Below are 18,037 nucleotides of genomic sequence, written 5' to 3'. Positions count from 1 at the left end.
CATACGAGCAAGCGGGAGAGCTTACAATGCACGCCCCACGAGGGAGGCTCGCAGCGCCGCCGCGCATCAGGACGCCAGGCCCCTCTCCTTCTCGGCGAGAAGCGAGGAGCCCGGAAAGCGCAGCAGCATTCCGAAGAGATCACGCGGTTCATCCGGGTCGGCCAACAGGTCGAGCTCGATGAAATGGCCCGTCTCGCGGATGCGGTCGCGCACATAGCGCAGCGCCGAAAAATCCTCCGTGGCAAAGCCCACCGAATCGAACAGCGTGACCTGCTGCCGGTCGCGCCGCCCGGCGGCCTGACCGGTGATGACGCGCCACAGCTCTTCCACCGGATGATCGGGGGCAAGCTGCTGGATCTCGCCTTCGATGCGCGTCTGCGGCGGATATTCCACGAAGATGTCGGCGCGCAGCAGGATGTCCCGGTGCAGTTCGGTCTTGCCCGGGCAGTCGCCGCCGACGGCGTTGATGTGCGTTCCGGCACCCACCATGTTGTCGGTCAGGATGGTGGCGAACTGCTTGTCGGCGGTGGCGGTGGTGATGATGTGCGCGCCTTCCACCGCCTCTTCGGCGCTGCTGCAGGCCGTCATCTCGAAGCCGAGGCCGGCAAGGTTGCGCAGGCATTTCCGCGTCGCGCCGGGGTCGATGTCGTAGAGCCGCAGCTTGCGGATACCGAGCGTTTCCCTGAAGGCCAGGGCCTGGAACTCGGCCTGCGCGCCGTTGCCGACGAGCGCCATGCAATCCGCCCCTTCAGGCGCCAGATATCTCGCCGCCAGCGCCGAGGTGGCGGCCGTGCGCAGGGCGGTCAGCAGCGTCATCTCGGAAATCAGCAACGGATAACCGTTCGAAACGTCGGCAAGCACCCCGAAGGCCGTTACCGTCTGCCGTCCCTCGCGGGTGTTCTTGGGATGGCCGTTCACATATTTGAACCCGTAGTGCCGTCCGTCGCTGGTGGGCATCAGCTCGATGACGCCCTCGCGGCTGTGCGAGGCCACCCGCGGCGTCTTGTCGAACGCCTCCCAGCGGCGGAAATCCTCCTCGATATAGGCGGAAAGCTCGCCCAGGAAGCGCTCCACCCCGGTCTCGAGGATGATTTGCATCATATGATGCACACTGACGAAGGGAACCAGATTGAGGGATTGGGCAGCGGTCATCACAGGCTCCTTGTCGGGCGGTCCATGATACGGCGCCCCATCAGGCTCGCCGTCAGATCCACGAGAAGGGTTGCCGTGCGGCCCCTCTCGTCAAGAAAGGGGTTGAGTTCCACCAGGTCGAGGCTGCTGACGAGACCGCTGTCGCTCAGCATCTCCATGGTCAGATGCGCCTCGCGGAAGGTGGCGCCGCCCGGCACCGTGGTGCCCACCGCAGGCGCGATGGAGGGATCGAGAAAGTCCACGTCGAGGCTGACGTGGAGGAGGCCGTTGGCAGCAGCAACCTTTTCCAGGAACGCCCGCAGAAGCGGCGCCACGCCATGCTCGTCGATGGCACGCATGTCGTGCGCGCGCACCCCGGCCGCCTGCAATGCCTGCCGCTCGGCGGGGTCGACGCTGCGCAGGCCAAAGACGCACACATGGGCAGGGTCGACAGGGGCATGAAGCGCCGGGAAATATCCCCTGAACCCCTCCCTGCCGCACACATAGGCAAGCGGCACGCCATGCAGATTGCCGCTGGTGCTGGTCTCCAGCGTGTGAAAATCGGGATGGGCGTCGAGCCACAGAACGAAAAGCGGCCGACCCGCCTCCGCCGCGCGCCGCGCCAGCCCGGAGACGGAGCCTGCCGACAGGCTGTGATCGCCCCCCAGAAAAATCGGCATGCCGTCGGCGCTTGCCACATAGGCAGCCTCGGCGATGGCCGATGTCCAGGCCGCCACCTCCGGCAGGGCTTTGAGCGCCGGATTGCCGTGAACGAGCCGGCGCGCCGGGGCCGGCACGACCGTACCCAGATCGCTCACCGTATGGCCAAGCTCGGTCAACGCCGCGACAAGGCCAGCCGTGCGCAGCGCGCTCGGCCCCATCTCGCAGCCCATGCGCCCCGCACCATCCTGAACGGGAACGCCGACGATTCTGCAATGCATTGCCAACTCCGCACAAGGTTCGCAACGGCCGACATTCGACCGTGTTTTGGTGACAGATTGAACAATGCAATTTGACAGAATTGCCCCATTGGCTTATCGAGATGGCAAGAGTTCCCTTCGTATTGCACACTCCTTGGACCAGCTCGACGAACGCCTCATCACCCTTCTGCGCCACGATGCGCGGCGCAGCATCTCCGATCTGGCGCTCGATCTGGGTGTTTCCCGCGCCACGGTGCGCGCGCGCATGGCGCGTCTGGAGCAGGCTGGCCACATTCTGGGCTATACGGTCATCCTGCGCGCCGACGCGGTGGACTCGCCGGTGCGCGGCATCATGATGGTCGAGATCGAGGGGCGGACGGCCGACCGCGTGATCCACGCATTGAGCGGCTTTGCCGAGGTCTCCGCCATCCACACGACCAATGGACGATGGGACATTGTCGTGGAGCTGGGAACGGCAACACTTGCCGATCTGGATGCCGTCCTGCGGCGCATCCGTCTCATTCCCGGCATCATGGCAAGCGAGACGAGCCTGCTGCTGGCCACACCCCACAGCACCAGGGCGCGGCTGTAGCACCGGCGCCGCCGGTCACCCCCGCCTGCCTTCGCGGGTCAGGGCTGCCCCACACCCACGCTGACGCTTACACCGCCCGCCGACGCCCCTGCCGCGGCACTGGCGCTGGCACTCGCACCGCCCCCGGCATGCGCGCTGGCATTGGCGCTCGCGCTGGCACTGGCGCCGGAGCTCCAGCCACCACCGCCATGGCTGCCGCCGTTGTCGCCATTGCTGTCATTGCCGTGATTGCTGTCATTGCCGCCATCGCTGTCATTGCCGCCTGAAGGGCCGCCGACGCGTGGACTGCTGCGGCTGAGGTTGCGCCTGTCGTCATCCTCGGATGTCGAGAAGCCGAACCCCCTGTTGTTGATCACGTTCTGGATGAGAGATGTGACCAATGGCGGGCACTGCTCGAGTTGCTCCGCGGTGAGAATGGCGTGCCGATTTCTCGCGATGCAGCACAGCTCGTAGTTTTCCGCCGTAAGCGGCTGGCATTGGTCGAGCGTCAGGCGCGGACGAGGACTTTGCTGCGCCTCCGACGGCAAGACTGTTCCCAGAGTGAAGGCCACCGTTGATGCCAACAACAGTGGACTGGTGAGGCGACTACCATACATGACTACCTCCCGTCCAAACAGTTACCCCAACCCGATCAAGTCCCCTGACCGGTATTAACGAAAATTCATTATACAGTAACGATATTTTCAGAGAATCTTTTTGGTGACATTTGCAATACCAATTTAGTCTATATAGATGTACCTATTCATCGAGGAATCCGTATGAATAGGCCCTTTGTACTACTTCTCTCGATCGTCATTTTCGCTGGCTGCAGTCAGACCGGATCGGTGGCGACGACGGCGGGCATCACCTCCAGCGCAGACCTTTCCAGCCATGGCGGGAAGATGGAGCTGCGCGGCCACGCCTTTCCGCCACCGGCCTTCAATGCCTTCTGTGCGGCCGAGCCGCGCCTGTGCAGCACGCGCGGCGACGTGAAGACGCTGGAGCTGACCGACGCGCATATGGCCGAGCTTCATGCCGTAAACCGCGCCGTCAACAGGCGGATCGTGGAGCAAAGCGACCTGCAGTCGGTGGGCAGGGAGGACGACTGGCGGCTGCCCGGCAAGGTGGGCGATTGCGAGGACTTCGCCATTCTGAAGAAGCACGAGCTGATGAAGCGGGGCTGGCCGGCCTCCGTGCTGCTGCTGACGGTCGTGACCAGCGGCGGAGAAGGCCATGTGGTGCTGACGGTGCGCACCGACCGGGGCGACCTCATCCTCGACAACCGCACCGATGCGATCAAGGAGTGGACGCGCGCGCCCTATCGTTTCTTCGCCCGCCAGTCGCAGACGGCGCCCGGCAAATGGGACAGGATCGCCGCGGCCAGCGGCGCATCCTGAGACGGCGCTCCCGTCCAGCCGCCGCGGCGCGGGCGGGCGGTCAGCCTGTCGGAAAGCCGTATTTTCCCGAGACCGCCCAGATGGCCTTGTTGATTTCAACCAGGGCGGAGATGCTTTTCCTTATTCGCTCGATCTCCGTCTCGTCCAGGCTCTCCACCTTTCCGTATTTGATCTCGTCCTTGCTTTCAAAAATGCGCATGAGCTGCGTGATGCCGCGCCCGCTCTCGGGATCGAACGAATAGATGCAATGATTGAACTTGTTGCGCAGCCCGGCTTCCTTTGAGAGCTTCCTGGTGATGGCGAGGATTTCCTGCCGGCAGGAAACCGGCGTGGAGCGCATTTTCGCCAGCCTCTCGACGAGATCGATTCTGGCGCGCGGCGTGTTCAGCGTCAGGAAGATGACGATCGCCGTCTCCTTATCCACACGCGCCAAGCCGGCTATCAGATAGATGAGCAGGCTTTCGGTGTTCGTCCACGTATAGTTGAGCTGCCCGACCAGCAGCAGGATTTCCTGAAGCTTGGGCATGGGATGAAGGTTTCACAGGCCAGCGGCTCTCTTGCCGGTGGCATCCAGAGATTGGCCGGCTTCGCTGCTCTCCTCTCCTTCCTGATCCTGTCCACCATCGGGCTGACGGCGGTTGACATATTCGAAATAGATCGCCGCCGCTTCGGTCCTGTTGTGAACGCCCAGCTTTCTTATGATGTTGTGGATGTGAATCTTGACGGTATGCTCCGACAGACCAAGATCCGCCGCGATGATCTTGTTCTGATGTCCGCGGGCCACCATCGCGAGTACTTCCAATTCGCGCACGGTCAGCTCGTCCATCGTTCTGCTCCATTGCTCGGAGTGGCCACCAGGACGATCTTCAATCGGCACATCATGACCCCCCGTCTCCAGGTACCGCAGCCGCGAGTACATGGCAGGCGGGAAATATTTCCCCCCTTTCAGCATGATCCTTATGATGGAGAGCCAGATGTCGATATTCACATCCATCGGCAGGACGCCGCGCGCCGTGTGGAGATTGAGGCTGCGCATCAGCCCAGCGCCAAAATCGTCCGGCGCTGGCGCCATGACGGCGGTCGCCGCATAGGGATGCACCGCCGCCAGCGCGCCCGCATGGGCGTTGAAATCGCCAAGCAGCCTGGCATCCACGAGGATGAGCTGCACCTCCGCGCCGAAACGGGTGCAGGCCAGCCGCGCCTCCGGCACGTTGTGAGCAGAAATCCAGCCGAACTCCCGTTCCACCGCCGCCATCATTGAATCGGAAACGCTGCCTGGCGGAGCGATGAAAAGCAAAGTTCGCCTGTAAGTGGATTCGATAGGACCTTGAATGGTCAGTCTAGTATGATTGCCTGCGGACGCACTACTCTCACGCTGCATCATGGGGAAACGCCTCCCGCCCCTGAACCGAACACCATGTTCGGGATTGTCCCTTTCGTTCCGTCCTTAACTAAATATAGACCAAACCAGCAGAACCCGAAATAGGCCGAACGGTCTATCAATTTTGTGGCGTCCCCAAGGGTTGCCATGAAAGCTGACAAGCAATCACAAATTATTAATGAGCGCCGGCCTCGAAATTAACTCTTGGTATTGGATGGCGTACTGATCGGTACTGGAAGGAATTTGCTGTCAATTTCATTTCAGTACAGCGAGAAGTAACGCCCATATGAACATTACTAACGGTCCGTGCGGGGAAAGGTTTCCCGCCTAAACGCACGGACTAGCTCGAAGTGGCGTCTTCTGCCGGCTCTCTGCTGGCGACACACTGCTCCCTTCAAAACAGGGAACGGAAAGCGATCCGGACGACCCGCGCCGCATCCAGTCACGCGTAGCGATGAGGGTTCACGTCCCGCCACCGTCCCACAGAAGGGAGGGCCGCGATCACAGAAAATTGAACATGGAGACTGAGGCGTTGCGTCCGCGTCGATGCGCGTCCGAGCGCCAAACCGAACGACGAAAAGATGAAATCCGCGCGCAGCGAAGGCCCTCAAGGAGATGAATGAAGGTCAAGCTGTCGCGGCCTCGACGAAAGGTCACGACAATGCATAGGAGACGCTCTCAGGAGCAGGATCAGACACAGGGCCAGGGCCAAGGTCAGGCTCAGGGACAGGCGCAAGGTCAGGGTCAAGGCCAGCATCAGTCCCAGGATAGCACCAATACCAACAGCAACACGAACGCCTCCGCCGGGATCGGCGTGGGTGCCGGGCTTGGTGTGGGTGTCGGTGCGGGCGAAGCCGATGCGACGTCAAAGAGCATCGGCCTCAATGCCAACCTGAATGGCAACCATAATGGCAATCACAACGGCAACCATAATGGCAACGCCAACTTCAACCTGAACAAGAGCATCAACGAGAACAAGACCGACGTGGATGTCGACGTCAGCGTTGGTGTGGACCTTTCAGGCTACATGCCCACCGATGACGACTTCGCGGACATCGACATGAAGGGCTTCAAGAACACCATCGAAGGCATGTTCAACGTGAACTTCGAGAATGTTCTTTCGGGCTCGCTCAACGGCGCCGGCAATGATGTCGGCAACGTGATCAGCCAGAACGCCAACATCTCCGACGACGACAAGCTCTACAACGCCGAAGTCGAGAACGACGACTACTTCAAGCAGGAAATCGATGCCGATGGCGGCTTTGCCCATGCCGACGACGGGATCGATGCCGGTGGCTCGGGTGGTGACGGCGGCTCCAAGGCCAAGGCCAATGGCGGCGACGGCGACGATGGCGGTGATGCCTTCGGCGGCTTCGGCGACGGCGGCAAGGGCGATGGCGGCCTCGCGGTCAGCATCGCGGCCGGCGGCGAAGGCGACGGCGGCAAGGCCGACGGCGGCAAGGGCGAAGGCGGCAAGGGCGACAGCGGCAAGGCTGAAGGCGGCAAGGGCGACGGCGGCAAGGGCGGCGACGGCGGCCTGGGTGCCGGTGTCGGTCTCGGCCTCGGTCTCGGCCTTGGCGTCGGTGCGGCTCTGGCCGGCGACGGCGACGACGGCGGCGACAACACGGCCGGTGACGGCGAAGACGGCGGCGACTCCGAAGCTGGCGATGCCGGGAACACGGGTGACGGCGGCGATTCCGAAGGCGGCGACGGTGTCGATGCCTTCTTCGCCGGCATTCCGATCCTGAACTTCGGCGGCGATGCCGACGATGCCGGTGACAGCGGCGACTCCGAAGGCGGCGACAGCGGCGATGCCGGCGACGGCGGCGCCGGCGGCGACGCCAAGAACGCCGGCGACGGTGGCGATGGCGGCCATGCTGCCGGAGCAGGGCTTGGCGCAGGTGCCGGCGGCGGTGCCGGGTTCGGCGTAGGCGGCGACGGCGGCAACGGCGGCAGCGGCCTTGGCGGAGACGCCATGAGCGGCTGGGCCGCCGGCGGTGACGGCGATGGCGGTCATGCCTGGGCCGGCGGTGGCGATGGCGGTGCCGCGTTGAGCGGAGCCTGGGCCGACGGCTATGGCGGCGACGGCTACGGCGGCTGGGCGCTCTCCGGTGATGGCGGCGACGGCGGCAATGGCGGCTTCGCCACCAATGGCGACGGCGGCAATGGCGGCAATGGCGGCATCTGGGGCTCCAACAATGGTGACGACGGCATCGTCACCGGCACCAGCACGGCCACCGCTGACGCAATCGTCAACACGAGCGCCTTCAACCAGGAGATCGTGATGGGGGCCAACCTCCAGCAGAACGCGATCGACATGACCGTGGTCGGAGGCAGCCTCACCAACACGGTTGTGGGTGAGGACGACGACGCCTGAGCGCAAGCCGCACCAAGCGAATGGACTGCGCGGGACCCCCCGCGCAGTCCTCAACGCCCGGGAGCGGGCTGAAGCCCGATGCTCCCCAAAGGAGAAGGTGCCGCGCAGATGGACAGAATCACGGAAGCCATCGCTCACTTCATCGGCCTGTTTGCGACCATTGTCGAAGAAGCGCGGCAAAGAGAATCCTACGACGCGTTCACGGCGGCACCCTCCGACAACCCGGAGGCGCCCGATCTGCCGGTTCTATCGCCGGACTTCTTCACCTCCTACGAATTCCTGGGCTACGATCCGGCGCTCGTCTACAAGGCCCCGTTGCCGGATTGGGTATCCTTCCACCCCTGGACCTTTGCCGGCTTCGAGCCGCCGCGGATCCCGGAAGGCGAGCTTAGCCGGATTGTCAACACCGGCTATCTCCCCGAGTTCGCCGCCAGCGGCGTCTCTCACCGGATCCTGCCGGAGATCGAGACGCTCGGCTCCGTCGCCAACTACCTTCACCAGGGCATCAGCCTTTCGGACAACGACTATTTCGGCGTCGGCGGGCATGGCCTGTTTTTCGCGGCCTCGCCCATCAGCGACGCGCAGCTAATCGCGCTGGCCGGCCTTGCGGGGCGCCTCTCTCCGATCGGCGAGCTTGAGATTGCCGGCACGGCGCAGGAGCTTGCAACATTCGTCATCACGGCCTCCCAGCTCCTCCAGGACACGCCGGAAGCGCCCCCTGAGGAGATGGCTGCCGGGACGGAGCTGACCGTCGAGAAATCGACGACGCTCGAAGGCACCTTCCTCGACGGCGCGAAGGTCGAGGAAGCGCCGAAGCTCGAAGACCACTTCACCCTCGAGGAGGAAGAAGAGGAAGAGACGCAAGAGAGCCTTCCCACCAGCACCACGCTTTCCGAAAGCAGCGCGGACATCGACGTCTCGGTGAAGGTAGACACCGGCGGCAACACCATCGTCAACAACGCCGTTCTCCAGAATCTGTGGACAGGCTCCACGGTGACGGCGGTCATGGGCCAGCACATCGAGCTCAATGCCGCAATCCAGATCAACGCCTGGAGCGACAACGACCAGCTCTCCCCCACCCTCGGCGGATGGTGGCACGACACCGCGCCGTCGCAGGCATTCAACATCGCCACCTTCGACCGCTTCGACACCTCGGACGGCAGCCAGTCGGGCCAGCCTGCCGGCGCTTTCCCGCAGCATTGGGTGATCAAGGAGGTCAGCGGCGACCTGATGATCGTGAACTGGTTGCAGCAGTTCACCTACATGACCGACAACGATGTCGGCATTCTCTCTTCCTCGGGTGTCACCACGCGCGTCTCCTCGGGCGACAACTTCGCCTTCAACGAAGTGTCGATCTACGAGCTCGGCTTCGCCTACGATCTCATCATCGTGGGCGGAAACGTCTACGACGCGAACATCATCCACCAGCTCAACGTGCTGATCGACGATGACCTTGTGGGCACCGTGTCCGGCTTCGACACCACCGGCCAGGGTTCCATCTCCACCTCGGGGAATCTCCTGTGGAACGAAGCCTACATCTACAATGTGGGCGGTGCCGACCGCTTCGACCCCCTGCCCTCCCACTACAGGGAGACGGGCGAGAAGCTGGCGGGCGGCGACCAGGAGCTGAGCGACGGTGTCCTTTCCGACCCCGCCTTTGCGGGATTTGGCCCGCTGCGCGTGCTGCACATCACCGGCGACCTCATCAACGTGCAATATGTCAAGCAGACGACGATGCTGGGCGACAGCGACCAGGTGGCGCTCGCAATGCACGCGACGGATCCCCACCCGGAGGCGGACTGGTCGGTCAGCACCGGCGGCAACGCGCTGTTGAACAATGCGGCCATCATGGATCTCGACTCGCTGGGCAAGACCTATGTCGGTGAGGGGCATTACTCCAACGAAATACTCATTCAGGCCAACATCATCTCCACCGATCCGGAGGTCGGCTTTCAGGACCCGGATGCCCTGGTGAGCGAGGCGGTCGTCTTTCTGGATGACGACCTGCAGGACGCCGAAGAGGCGGACTATGGCTACGCAGGAAACTTCGATCCCGATCACGGACAGGCCGACGGTCTGCAGACCATGATCGGATAGTGGATCATTTCGGGGGGCTTCATGGCCGAATATGCAGACCGCACTGCCAGGTCGACCGGCGAAGAAGTCACGCCGAAATCCCAACCTGCCCAGGGTGGGCAGGAAACCCGAAAGCGCGAAAGCCTTTCGAGTCTTCTCCGCCCCCATGAAAGCGCGGTTGAGGAAACCTTCGCGGAGATCCATCGCGCGGTGGATGCGCTCGTGAGGATGGCAGGCAGCGAAGAGGACAAGGCCGGCGGGGAACGCCGGTCGCCACGCCCCACGGAGCCGGAGCGCCCGCAGAGGCCGCCGGAGGCCGATCATGCGGCCGGCCCTGCGGAAGGGGCGCGGCCGCGGGATGCCCACGCCGAGCGCAAGCAGGAGACGCCGCGGCCGCAGGTGCGGGAAACGCCGCGTGCGGAAGGGATGGTGACGATCGAGGGAGACCGCGGGCCGATCACGGCACGCCAGCGCCCGCAGGACAAGGTGCCCCATTCCGGCGGCGGCAAGGGGCCGGGCGGAAAGGATCCCGGCGTGTTCCACAAGCGCCTGGGGCCGGTCGACTTCACGGCCAGCCTGAAAGCCGGCCTGACGGCGGTGCGCAGGAATCTGGTGGTGGTGATGATCTTCACCATCGCCAGCAACGTGCTGGTGCTGGCCATCCCCATCTATCTCTTTCAGATCTCGGACCGGATTCTCACCAGCCGGTCGATCGACACGCTGATCATGTTGACGATCGTCATCGTCGGCGCCGTGGTCCTGCAATCCATGTTCGACGCCATCCGGCGCTTCATCCTCATGCGCACGGCCGTGGAATTTGCCACGCAACTCGGCTCCCCCGTGCTCAGCGCCGCCGCACGCGCCTCCCTGAATGGAAACGGCAAGGAGTACCAGACCCTGGGCGATCTTCAGCAGGTGCGCTCCTTCCTGGTCTCACGCACGCTGCTTTCGTTCCTCGATGCACCCATTGCGCCGTTCTTCATCCTGGCGGTGTTCCTCATTCACCCGCATCTGGGCTCCATCGTCATCTTCACCGCGCTGGTGCTTCTCACTCTCACCCTCATCAACCAGCGCGCCACCGCTGCCCCCTTCGGCGAAGCCAACAACGCCCAGGTCAAGGCCAATCTTCACGTCGACTCCATGTCCCGCAATTCGCAGATCATCAACGCGCTCGCCATGATCCCCGAGGCGGTTCAGATCTGGGGGCGGGACACGGCCAGTTCGCTGAAGGCGCAGGTGGTCGCGCAGGACCGCAACATCGTCTTTGCCGCCATGTCCAAGGGTTCGCGCCTGCTGACCCAGGTGGCCATGCTGGGCTGGGGCGCCTATCTGGCGATCGAGGGTGAGCTGACCGGCGGAATGGTGATCGCTGCCTCCATCATCGCCGGGCGGGCACTGACCCCCATCGAAGGTGCCATCGAGGGCTGGAACCAGTACACCCAGTCGCGCGCCTCCTACGGCCGCATTGCCGGCCTCCTGAAGGCGTCGCCCCTCAATTTCGAGCGCCTCAACCTGCCCCGCCCGGAGGGGCGGCTGGACGTGGAGCGGCTTCTCTACGTGCCCCAGGGAACCAAGCGCGTGGTCCTCAACGGCATTTCCTTCGCCCTCTCGCCGGGCGACTCTCTCGCCGTCATCGGCAACTCCGGCGCCGGCAAGACGACGCTCGGCAAGATGCTGGTCGGCTCCATCCTGCCCACATCCGGCAATGTCAGGCTCGATCTCATGGACCTGCGCAACTGGGACCAGCGACAGTTCGGCGAGAACATCGGCTATCTGCCGCAGGACGTGCAGCTTTTCCCCGGAACCATCAAGGCCAACATCGCGCGGATGCGCGAGGACGCCACCGATGCCCAGATATACGAAGCGGCGATCCTGGCCGACGTGCATGAGATGATTGCCACCCTGCCCCATGGATACGAGACGATGGTGGCCGCCGACGGCTCGCCCCTCTCCGGCGGGCAGAAGCAGCGCGTCGCGCTGGCCCGTGCCTTTTTCGGCAATCCGCGCATGGTCGTGCTGGATGAGCCGAACTCGAATCTGGACAGCGCCGGCGAGGCCGCTCTCCTGCGCGCGCTCAAGCATGCCAAGCAGAACAAGATCACCGTGATCACCATCACCCAGCGCCCGGCGCTGCTCAACCATGTGGACAAGATTCTGCTTCTGGTGAACGGCACGGTGGCCCTGTTCGGCATGCGCAAGGACGTTCTGCAGGCATTGGCGGCACGCGGCGTGCGCTTCGACACCGGCTCGTTCGGCCACCAGATACAATAGGAAAGAGCACCATGTCCGAAGATATCGCAAAGGTTCATGACCTGGAGTGGTACGCGGATGTCCCCCGCTCGATCTGGAAGCAGACGACGGTGGGAATGATCCTTCTCCTCGTGACGTTCGGCGGCTTCGGCGGGTGGGCGGTCACCGCGCCGCTGGCGGCTGCCGTCATCGCCCAGGGCAGCTTTGTGGCCACCGGCCAGAACAAGATCGTGCAGCATTTCGAAGGCGGCATCATCAAGGAAATTCTGGTCAGCGAGGGCGATCACGTGCAGCAGGACCAGCCATTGATCCGGCTTGACGAGACCGCGGCCGAAGCGCGGGAGCGGCAGCTCTTCCTGCGGCGCATCAGGCTGGAGGCCATCGCCGCGCGCCTGCAGTCCCAGATCGAAGGGGCCGGCGCCATCGTGCTGCCGGATTTCGTCCGGCAGCACCGGTGGGACGCCGATGTGCGCCCCATCCTCGAAGGCCAGCAGCTCAACTTCGAGGCCTGGCAGATGAAGCTGAACAGCGAGATCGCCCTTCTGGACCGCAACATCGAGGCCCTGCGCTTCCGTGCACAGGGCTATGCCGAACAACGCGATGCCACACAGGTGCAGTTGAGGCTGCTGCAAGAGGAAGCGGAAGGCAAGGAGACGCTGCTCCAGAAGGGCCTGATGCGCCGGACCGAGATCGCCGCCATCCACCGCGCCATCGCCGAAGCGACGGGACAGATCGGCCGCCTGTCGGCGGAAATTTCCGAAACCCACGCGCAAATCAACAAGCAGGAGCAGGAGATCCTGCAGATCAGCAATGCCTATCGCGAGACCGCACTCGAAGAGCTGCAGCAGATTCAGGGAGAGCTCGACACCGTGCGCGAACAGTTCCGCGAGGCTCAGAACGTGCTGCAGCGAATAACGATCAACGCGCCAGTCTCGGGCACGATCTTGCGGCTGTATTATCACACGCCCGGCGGCGTCATCGAAAGCGGCAAGGGCATCATGGAAATCCTGCCCGCCGGTGTTCCGCTGATCATCGAGGCTCAGGTCCGCAGGACGGAAATCGACAGTGTGAAGACCGGCCAGAAGGCGACGGTGCGCCTCATCGCGCTCAATCAGCGCACCACACCCGTGCTGGAAGGCGAGGTGTTCTATGTCTCCGCCGACGCGCTGCCGGCCGACAAGACCCCGCAGGACCAGGAGGTCTATCTCGTGCGCGTTCACCTGCCGCCCAGCGAGCTTGCACGGGTGAGAGGCTTCACGCCGACGCCGGGCATGCCGGTGGAAATCCTCATACAGACCGCCGAGCGGACATTCTTCAGCTATATCATCAAGCCCATCACCGACAGCATGTCGCGGGCCTTTACCGAGCGCTGAAGGCGCAGCGATCAGTAGCCGACGGTGAAACGGGCCTGCCGGTGGCTGCACCGCTCCGCCTCGTCGATGAGCGCGACCGCGAAGTCCTCCATGGAAATCCGCGAACGCCCATCCGCGCCGATGAGGAGTTCGTCTCGGCCGAGCCGGTAGCGCCCCGTGCGCTCGCCCGGTTCGAGCAGCGCCGGCGGGCTGAGATAGGCCCAATCGACATCGCCTTGCGTGCGGCACACGGCGAGCTGCTCGCAGCAGGCCAGGGCGATGTCCCGCCATGCCGGCGGCACGTAGCGCGGGTCGTCCACCACCAGGCCGCCGGTGTCGGGCACAACGAGGCTCGCCGCACCGCCGACGAGCAGGAGCCGAACCCCGGTCCGCGAAAGCCCGGCAAACAGCGCCCGGGCCGTGAGCACCAGATCCCCCTCGCTGCCGGGTGCCGGGCGCGTGGCGCTGATGGCCAGTTCCTGGCCGGCACTGAGCGCGGCCACCTGCTGCGCATCCGAAGCATCGCCGGCCCGCAGCACCGCCCCGGAGGGCACATCTGCGGCGCGCGCCACATCACGCACCACGGCAGTGACCGCGTGGCCGCGCCCGAGGGCCTCCGCCACCACGCGGCGGCCGACATTCCCCGCAGCTCCAAAGACGACGATTCGCATGGGTGTCAAACTCCTCGCAATTGACATGAACCGGATGTGGTCAGCCGCGCACGGCCCTGACCGCCTGCGCCGGGGCGGAGGTGCTGCCGTTGCGGCGCAACAGAAGCGTGATGGCCAGGACCACCATCGCGCTGCCCGGCAGCCACTGCCAGCCGATATGCGCCGGCGCTTGGGCAAACAGGATGACCATCGAGACGAAGGGCACGAGATAGGTGTAGGCGGTGACGGTACCGGGCGTGAGCACTGCGGTGGCCCGCTGCATGAGCCAGAAGGTGACGCCGCTCGAGAAGACGCCCAGATAGGCCACCAGCAGGAGGTCCGAAAGGCTCATGCGGACGAGATCCTGCGGCCGCTCCAGGAGAAGACCCAGAAGCGCGATGGCAATGCAGCCGGCGACGAGACTCCAGAAGGTGCGCAGCGCCGCATCCCCGGAAAGCCAGCCGCGCGCCAGCCCCCATTTGCTGAGCACGGGATAGAGGGCGGTCGCCACGCAGCCCAGGAAGAAGACCGCCTCGCCCGACCCGAAGCGAAACCCGCCCGATGCAGTGCCGCCTTGGGCCAGCGCCAGTGCCAGCGCGCCGGCAGCACCGAGCGCCAGGATGGCGAAGAGACGCCCCCCGGGATGTTCCACCCCGAGGCCGCGGCCAAGCCCATAGGCCAGCAACGGCACGCTGACATAGAGCGTGGCCATCGAAAGCGCCGTTGCCCGGTGCGCGGCCCAGAACATGGCGCCGAAGAAGCCTGCAAGGCACAGTCCCATGACGGCGTAGAGCGCCAGCCCCGGCAGACCCGGCCATCGGTCGGGCGCGCGCCGCACGAACACAGCCATGGCCAATGCGGCAATGGCAAAGCGCACCGCCGTGAGAAGAAGCGGCGGCAGCCCCTCGTTCAGGAGCCCCACCGCGGGGAAGGACAAGCCCACGATCAGCGCCCACAGCAGCATTCCCGTATGGGCACCGCGCGGCCCCGTCTGCGCCTCCGGCATCGTCATCTCGCATCTCCCAGGCTTCCGCGCCGGACAGTCTCACGCTCCGCGCCGTCCGTGCAGGATTCAACCTTAATCAATCATGGAGCTTGGGATAATGTCGATTTGCGTCGAATGACTATTCACCATTGGTGAAGAAAAATGGACCGACTGACCGCCCTTACCGTCTTTCGCCATGTGGTCGAGCTCGGAAGCTTTGCCGCCGCCGCCCGCCATCTGAACCTGTCTCCGGCGGCCGTCAGCAAGAATATCGGCGAGCTGGAAGCGCATCTTGCCGTGCGGCTCATCAATCGCACCACCCGGCGCATGAGCCTGACGGAAGCCGGCACGCTCTACTATCGGCAGATCGCCCGCGTGCTCGACGAGCTGGAGGAGGCCGACAGCTCGCTCGGCCCCCTGCAGGAAAGCCCGCGCGGCCTGCTGCGGGTGAGCGCGCCGTTGACGCTGACGCTCGTCTGTCTCTCCCCGGCCCTTCCGGGGTTTCTCTCCCGGCATCCCGATCTCACCCTCGATCTGCGTCTCGACGACCGGCGCGTCAACATCGTCGAGGAAGGCTTCGACATCGCCATTCGCGCCAGCGACCGGCTTGAGGATTCGAGCCTGGTTGCGCGCAAGCTCACCACCACCGCGCATGTCGTGTGCGCCGCACCCGCCTATCTCGAACGCCACGGACGGCCACGAAGCCCGGAAGATCTGCGCCAGCACAGCTGCATCCAGTTCACCCTTTCGGGACATGTGGACGATTGGACCTTCAGCAGAAGGGGACAGACGGTCCGCGTGCCCATCGAGGGCCGTTACCGGGTGACATCGAGCCTGGCGGTGCGCGATGCGCTGCGCGCCGGCTTCGGGCTCAGCCTCATTCCGTTGGCCTATGTGCGCGACGACCTTGAAGCGGGGCGGCTCGAAAGGGTGCTCGAAGAGTGGTCGACGGTCGATCTGTCGGTCTATGCCGTCTATCCTTCGCGGCGCCACGTCGTTCCCAAGGTGCGGGCGTTTCTCGATTTCCTGGTCGCCGAGCTTGAAACGACATGAAGCCGGCATGGATGCGGAGAGCCGGCGATGACGCAAAAGTCGTTGAGATGGGCGCCCATGACCGCTAACAATTGAGGGTGTGCGGGTTTCAAGCTGCAGGAAAGAACAGGCGGAACTCGGCACGGGGAGGAGACGGATGCCGGTATTGAGCCTCAAGGGCATCACCAAGACGTTTGGCGCCATCCAGGCGCTGAGCGACGTGGATCTGACGCTGGAGCGCGGCGAGGCCCTCGGCCTGATGGGTGACAACGGCGCCGGCAAATCGACGCTGATGCGCATTGTCGCCGGCAATTTTCCGCCGACGGCCGGCCGCATCTTTCTCGAAGACCAGGCCGTGCATTTCTCCCAGCCTGCGGACGCCCGCCGGCACGGCATCGAGATCGTCTACCAGGACCTCGCCCTGTGCGACAATCTCTCCGCCGCCGCCAACGTCTTCCTGGGGCGGGAGTTGAAACGGCGCTTCGGTCCCATCCGTTACCTCGACCATCAGGCGATGTTCGACCGGGCAGCCGAGCTGTTCGCCGAGCTCAAGTCCGAAACGCGGCCGCGCGATCTGGTCAGGCAGATGTCGGGCGGCCAGCGCCAGGCCGTGGCCATCGCGCGCACCCGGCTGAGCGACCCCAAGATCGTGCTGATGGACGAACCGACGGCCGCCATTTCCGTGCGCCAGGTGGCCGAGGTGCTGGACCTCATCCGCCGGCTGAAGGAGACCAACCACGCGGTCATCCTCGTCTCCCACCGCATGCCGGATGTCTTCAGCGTCTGCGATCGCGTGGCCGTTCTGCGGCGAGGCCGCAAGGTGGCCGACAAGCCGGTGGACAAGACGAGCCCGGAGGAAGTGACGGGGCTGATCACGGGGGCGATTGAAGCAGCATGACCGAAGTCAACCACGCCAAGATCGACAGCGAGATTGCCGGAAAGCGCGAGCTGACCGGCCTGCAATCCATCGTCCAGACACAGCCCTTCTGGGTGTTCGTTGCGATCATGGTGCTCGGCATCGTCATGACGATGGTCTCCGATGTCTTCCTGACCGAGCGCAACATGTTCAACGTGACGCGCAACTTCGCCTTCTTCGGCATCATGGCGCTCGGCATGACGGCCGTCATCTGCACGGCCGGCATCGACCTTTCCGTGGGCTCGCTGATGGGGTTGACCGGCATCGTTACCGGGCTCGTCATGCAGGCGGGCTATGGCATCGGCCTGGGATTTCTGGCCTGCATGGGCACCGCCGCGCTCGTCGGTCTCGTCAACGGCGTGCTGATTGCCTATCTGCGCATGGCGCCCTTCGTGGTGACGCTGGGCATGTTGGCGATGGCGCGCTCCATCGCCATGGTGCTGTCCAACAACAAGATGATCTACGCCTTCGGCCCCGATCAGGACCTGTTCGAGTGGATCGGCGGAGAAAGCATGATGGGCATTCCCAACCCCGTTTGGGTGCTGGCCGTGCTGACCGCGGTGTTCTGGTGGGTATACCGCTATTCCACCTGGGGGCGCTGGGTCTTCGCCATCGGCGGCAACAAGCAGGCCGCGAAGCTGGCCGGCATTCCCGTCGAACGCGTCATCGTCTCCGTCTATGTGGTCTGCTCCCTGTGTGCGGGCCTTGCCGCCTTCCTGATGGTCGGCTGGTTCGGATCGGTGACGAACGCGCTGGGCCTGACCTATGAGCTCAACGTCATCGCTGCCACCGTCATCGGCGGCGCCAACCTGATGGGCGGGGTCGCCTATGCTCTTGGCGCACCCATCGGCGCGGCTCTCATGGAGCTCATCCGCAACTCCCTGCTTCTGGCCGGCATCGATGCGCTCTGGCAGCAGTTCTTCGTGGGTCTGTTCCTGATTCTTGCGGTTCTTCTGGAACAGATCCGCAATCGTGGACGGACCTGAACGGCAAGGGGTC

16 protein-coding genes are annotated in these 18,037 nt (G+C 64.3%); 9 read left to right on the top strand and 7 right to left on the bottom strand.

Annotated elements, in window-relative coordinates:
• Positions 1–66: 66 nt before the first annotated feature.
• Positions 67–1,152 (bottom strand): ornithine cyclodeaminase, encoded by a 1,086-nt coding sequence (locus NYR58_RS04390; protein ID WP_261519263.1) that lies wholly within the window; start codon positions 1,150–1,152, stop codon positions 67–69.
• The gene (gene rocF / locus NYR58_RS04385; RefSeq protein ID WP_261519262.1) at positions 1,152–2,072 is read right to left on the bottom strand and encodes an arginase; all 921 of its coding nucleotides are present in this window, start codon (positions 2,070–2,072) and stop codon (positions 1,152–1,154) included. The genes NYR58_RS04390 and rocF overlap by 1 nt, the downstream gene beginning before the upstream one ends.
• Before the next feature lie 133 nt (positions 2,073–2,205).
• Here rocF and NYR58_RS04380 point away from each other — a divergent pair, with 133 nt between their 5' ends.
• Entirely contained in the window at positions 2,206–2,643 is a 438-nt protein-coding gene (locus NYR58_RS04380) for an Lrp/AsnC family transcriptional regulator (RefSeq protein WP_261519261.1), read from the top strand.
• 38 nt (positions 2,644–2,681) lie between these two features.
• On the opposite strand, the gene NYR58_RS04375 is transcribed toward NYR58_RS04380, so the two are convergent.
• The gene (locus tag NYR58_RS04375) at positions 2,682–3,239 is read right to left on the bottom strand and encodes a hypothetical protein (RefSeq protein ID WP_261519260.1); all 558 of its coding nucleotides are present in this window, start codon (positions 3,237–3,239) and stop codon (positions 2,682–2,684) included.
• A gap of 162 nt (positions 3,240–3,401) precedes the next feature.
• Between NYR58_RS04375 and NYR58_RS04370 the strand changes: the two genes are divergently transcribed.
• Positions 3,402–4,019 (top strand): transglutaminase-like cysteine peptidase, encoded by a 618-nt coding sequence (locus tag NYR58_RS04370; protein WP_261519259.1) that lies wholly within the window; start codon positions 3,402–3,404, stop codon positions 4,017–4,019.
• Between the two features lie 40 nt (positions 4,020–4,059).
• On the opposite strand, the gene NYR58_RS04365 is transcribed toward NYR58_RS04370, so the two are convergent.
• Both NYR58_RS04365 and NYR58_RS04360 read right to left on the bottom strand, forming a co-directional pair.
• Positions 4,060–4,545 (bottom strand): hypothetical protein, encoded by a 486-nt coding sequence (locus NYR58_RS04365; protein WP_261519258.1) that lies wholly within the window; start codon positions 4,543–4,545, stop codon positions 4,060–4,062.
• A 12-nt stretch (positions 4,546–4,557) separates the two neighbouring features.
• The gene (locus NYR58_RS04360; protein WP_261519257.1) at positions 4,558–5,403 is read right to left on the bottom strand and encodes a response regulator transcription factor; all 846 of its coding nucleotides are present in this window, start codon (positions 5,401–5,403) and stop codon (positions 4,558–4,560) included.
• A 616-nt stretch (positions 5,404–6,019) separates the two neighbouring features.
• Here NYR58_RS04360 and NYR58_RS04355 point away from each other — a divergent pair.
• The 4 genes from NYR58_RS04355 (at position 6,020) to NYR58_RS04340 (ending at position 13,476) form a co-directional block, all read left to right on the top strand.
• Positions 6,020–7,777 carry a hypothetical protein gene (locus NYR58_RS04355; protein ID WP_261519256.1) on the top strand — a complete coding sequence of 586 codons (1,758 nt, stop codon included), beginning with the start codon at positions 6,020–6,022 and terminating at the stop codon, positions 7,775–7,777.
• 108 nt (positions 7,778–7,885) lie between these two features.
• Complete coding sequence (locus NYR58_RS04350; RefSeq protein WP_261519255.1) at positions 7,886–9,874, top strand: hypothetical protein; 1,989 nt, start codon at positions 7,886–7,888, stop codon at positions 9,872–9,874.
• 21 nt (positions 9,875–9,895) lie between these two features.
• A complete protein-coding gene (locus NYR58_RS04345; protein ID WP_261519254.1) occupies positions 9,896–12,124 on the top strand; it encodes a type I secretion system permease/ATPase in 2,229 nt (742 codons plus the stop codon).
• Positions 12,125–12,135: 11 nt separating this feature from the next.
• Positions 12,136–13,476: an HlyD family type I secretion periplasmic adaptor subunit gene (locus NYR58_RS04340; protein ID WP_261519253.1), complete on the top strand. Its 1,341-nt coding sequence runs from the start codon at positions 12,136–12,138 to the stop codon at positions 13,474–13,476.
• Positions 13,477–13,487: 11 nt separating this feature from the next.
• Here the strand turns inward: NYR58_RS04340 and NYR58_RS04335 are convergent, their stop codons facing one another.
• Together NYR58_RS04335 and NYR58_RS04330 are read right to left on the bottom strand one after the other, a co-directional pair.
• Positions 13,488–14,126, bottom strand: a complete 639-nt coding sequence (locus tag NYR58_RS04335; protein ID WP_261519252.1) for an NAD(P)-dependent oxidoreductase — start codon at positions 14,124–14,126, stop codon at positions 13,488–13,490.
• 40 nt (positions 14,127–14,166) lie between these two features.
• Positions 14,167–15,117 carry a DMT family transporter gene (locus NYR58_RS04330; protein WP_261519251.1) on the bottom strand — a complete coding sequence of 317 codons (951 nt, stop codon included), beginning with the start codon at positions 15,115–15,117 and terminating at the stop codon, positions 14,167–14,169.
• A gap of 135 nt (positions 15,118–15,252) precedes the next feature.
• Between NYR58_RS04330 and NYR58_RS04325 the strand changes: the two genes are divergently transcribed.
• The 3 genes from NYR58_RS04325 to NYR58_RS04315 all read left to right on the top strand — a co-directional run bounded on the left by NYR58_RS04325 (position 15,253) and on the right by NYR58_RS04315 (position 18,024).
• Complete coding sequence (locus tag NYR58_RS04325) at positions 15,253–16,143, top strand: LysR family transcriptional regulator (protein ID WP_261519250.1); 891 nt, start codon at positions 15,253–15,255, stop codon at positions 16,141–16,143.
• 136 nt (positions 16,144–16,279) lie between these two features.
• Positions 16,280–17,020, top strand: coding sequence for an ATP-binding cassette domain-containing protein (locus NYR58_RS04320; protein ID WP_261519249.1), 741 nt, complete (start codon positions 16,280–16,282; stop codon positions 17,018–17,020).
• Positions 17,017–18,024: an ABC transporter permease gene (locus NYR58_RS04315; protein ID WP_261519248.1), complete on the top strand. Its 1,008-nt coding sequence runs from the start codon at positions 17,017–17,019 to the stop codon at positions 18,022–18,024. The genes NYR58_RS04320 and NYR58_RS04315 overlap by 4 nt, the downstream gene beginning before the upstream one ends.
• Positions 18,025–18,037: the final 13 nt, after the last annotated feature.

The organism is Chelativorans intermedius, from assembly GCF_025398255.1.
GTDB lineage: Bacteria > Pseudomonadota > Alphaproteobacteria > Rhizobiales > Rhizobiaceae > Chelativorans > Chelativorans intermedius.
This window is presented reverse-complemented; position numbering and strand designations above follow the sequence as displayed.

Bases quoted from the DNA above. Each gene is read 5' to 3' on its own strand.
- NYR58_RS04330 (WP_261519251.1), bottom strand. From the start codon at position 15,117: ATGACGATGCCGGAGGCGCAGACGGGGCCGCGCGGTGCCCATACGGGA.
- NYR58_RS04325 (WP_261519250.1), top strand. From the start codon at position 15,253: ATGGACCGACTGACCGCCCTTACCGTCTTTCGCCATGTGGTCGAGCTC.
- NYR58_RS04360 (WP_261519257.1), bottom strand. From the start codon at position 5,403: ATGATGCAGCGTGAGAGTAGTGCGTCCGCAGGCAATCATACTAGACTG.
- rocF (WP_261519262.1), bottom strand. From the start codon at position 2,072: ATGCATTGCAGAATCGTCGGCGTTCCCGTTCAGGATGGTGCGGGGCGC.
- NYR58_RS04390 (WP_261519263.1), bottom strand. From the start codon at position 1,152: ATGACCGCTGCCCAATCCCTCAATCTGGTTCCCTTCGTCAGTGTGCAT.
- NYR58_RS04315 (WP_261519248.1), top strand. From the start codon at position 17,017: ATGACCGAAGTCAACCACGCCAAGATCGACAGCGAGATTGCCGGAAAG.
- NYR58_RS04355 (WP_261519256.1), top strand. From the start codon at position 6,020: ATGAAGGTCAAGCTGTCGCGGCCTCGACGAAAGGTCACGACAATGCAT.
- NYR58_RS04365 (WP_261519258.1), bottom strand. From the start codon at position 4,545: ATGCCCAAGCTTCAGGAAATCCTGCTGCTGGTCGGGCAGCTCAACTAT.
- NYR58_RS04335 (WP_261519252.1), bottom strand. From the start codon at position 14,126: ATGCGAATCGTCGTCTTTGGAGCTGCGGGGAATGTCGGCCGCCGCGTG.
- NYR58_RS04375 (WP_261519260.1), bottom strand. From the start codon at position 3,239: ATGTATGGTAGTCGCCTCACCAGTCCACTGTTGTTGGCATCAACGGTG.
- NYR58_RS04370 (WP_261519259.1), top strand. From the start codon at position 3,402: ATGAATAGGCCCTTTGTACTACTTCTCTCGATCGTCATTTTCGCTGGC.
- NYR58_RS04345 (WP_261519254.1), top strand. From the start codon at position 9,896: ATGGCCGAATATGCAGACCGCACTGCCAGGTCGACCGGCGAAGAAGTC.
- NYR58_RS04350 (WP_261519255.1), top strand. From the start codon at position 7,886: ATGGACAGAATCACGGAAGCCATCGCTCACTTCATCGGCCTGTTTGCG.
- NYR58_RS04340 (WP_261519253.1), top strand. From the start codon at position 12,136: ATGTCCGAAGATATCGCAAAGGTTCATGACCTGGAGTGGTACGCGGAT.
- NYR58_RS04320 (WP_261519249.1), top strand. From the start codon at position 16,280: ATGCCGGTATTGAGCCTCAAGGGCATCACCAAGACGTTTGGCGCCATC.